The sequence below is a fragment of the Oleiphilus sp. HI0080 genome (genome assembly GCF_001635135.1).
Genome location: NZ_LWFU01000701.1, coordinates 1 through 1,115 on the forward strand (window position 1 = coordinate 1; position 1,115 = coordinate 1,115).

General features: G+C 48.5%; 2 protein-coding genes. Both read left to right on the plus strand.

Translation table 11 applies throughout. The features are described 5' to 3' along the window. A partial coding sequence (locus tag A3751_RS15105) for an acetate/propionate family kinase (RefSeq protein WP_068457623.1) occupies positions 1–814 on the plus strand: 814 nt, incomplete at its 5' end. A gap of 15 nt (positions 815–829) precedes the next feature. Next, on the plus strand, positions 830–1,115 hold a 286-nt coding region (locus A3751_RS15110), incomplete at its 3' end, for an AAA family ATPase (RefSeq protein WP_156492503.1).

Consider the following 1,115-nt stretch of genomic DNA (forward strand, 5'->3'; position numbering starts at 1 on the left):
CCTTATGGGTATAGAGCTTTTGTCGAAAGCGTATCCAGAAGTGCCACAAGTTGCGGTGTTTGACACGGCATTCCACCAAACCATGCCAGCGTGCGCCTTTCGTTACGCACTACCCAAACATCTTTATGAAGAGCTTTCCGTTCGCAGATACGGGTTTCATGGTACGAGCCATCACTTTGTTGCTGAAGCGACCGCTAAACACCTTGGCAAGCCATTAGCAAATTGCAGTTTCATAAGCGCACACTTAGGCAACGGAGCAAGCGTGTGCGCGATTTCAAACGGAAATAGCGTGGATACTTCAATGGGAATGACGCCGCTCGAGGGGCTCGTCATGGGAACACGGAGCGGTGATATCGACCCCGGTATTTTTGCTTATCTGCTTCGACAAGGTTACTCGGGCGAACAGATAGACACGCTGTTAAATAAACAAAGCGGCTTACTTGGCGTATCCGGACTCTCGAATGATATGCGCACATTAGAAAAGGCCGCAAACGAAGGTGACTACGATGCAGCACTCGCCATTGATATGTTCTGCTTTCGATTAGCCAAACACATCAGCGGCATGAGGGTCTCGCTTGATCGCGTAGACGGCTTAATATTTACGGGCGGTATCGGAGAAAACGCTACGCGTATTCGCGATAAAACGGTCACACTGCTCGCGGGTCTTGGGTTCAAGCTCGACCTCTCCCGAAACAATAAAATTGAACACGATATTGTTCCAATTAACGACAACAGCAGTCTCCCTATATTCGTTACTAAGACTGACGAAGAGTGGATGATTGCCTCCCAAAGCGCAGAACTCTGTAAGAATTAAGTAAGGATACACCGAATGAGCAAGGCTTTCTTTTTGTCTCCAACCAACGTGCAATCCGGGTTGACGTCAATCACCTATGGTTTAGTTTACGCACTTGAGCGGATCGGCGTCCGTGTTGGTGTTTTTCAACCCATTGATTACCAATTAAGCCATCCCGACAATTCTCGTGATTTTGCGAAAATGCTTAACAAGGTGACGCCAGCACAGACAATTTCGCTTCCAGAGGCGCAGACCCTCATGAGCGAAAACAAGAGCGGTTTGCTGATGGAGCGCGTGATTGCCAACTTTCAGATTGCATCCG